1 pseudogene is annotated in these 354 nt (G+C 52.8%); it reads right to left on the bottom strand.

What is annotated here, in order from left to right:
* A pseudogene (locus tag J0A68_RS23285) lies at nucleotides 1-193 on the bottom strand (tyrosine-type recombinase/integrase); the annotation flags it as partial.
* Nucleotides 194-354 lie beyond the last annotated feature (161 nt).

Raw genomic sequence — 354 nt, 5'->3', positions numbered from 1 at the left:
TGTCCTTCATGCCCTCGATGCGGTAGGCGAAGCGCAGGGCATAGACGGTGAACTTGAAGTAGGAGTCCGAGGGGGTGTTGTGGCTTCGCTTGACCAGATGCAGGTAGTCGTTGATCCGGTCTGGGTCTACCTCGGTGGGCAGTTCGTTGAAGTGGAGCGCCAGCTTGGCCAGGTGGCGGGTATAGTTGGTCAGGGTGCTTTTGCTCTTGCCTGCGACGGTAACTTTTTGCTCAAACTTGGCCAGTAGTTCAGCAAATCCCGCTATCTTGGAGCAGGCGGCCTGGAGGAGGTTTTCTTTTTTTTCATGATTGAAACGGTTAAGAATGAATCAAAAAATTACCGCTTTTGGGCTGC

This window comes from Algoriphagus oliviformis, from assembly GCF_017254915.1.
GTDB lineage: Bacteria > Bacteroidota > Bacteroidia > Cytophagales > Cyclobacteriaceae > Algoriphagus > Algoriphagus oliviformis.
This window is presented reverse-complemented; position numbering and strand designations above follow the sequence as displayed.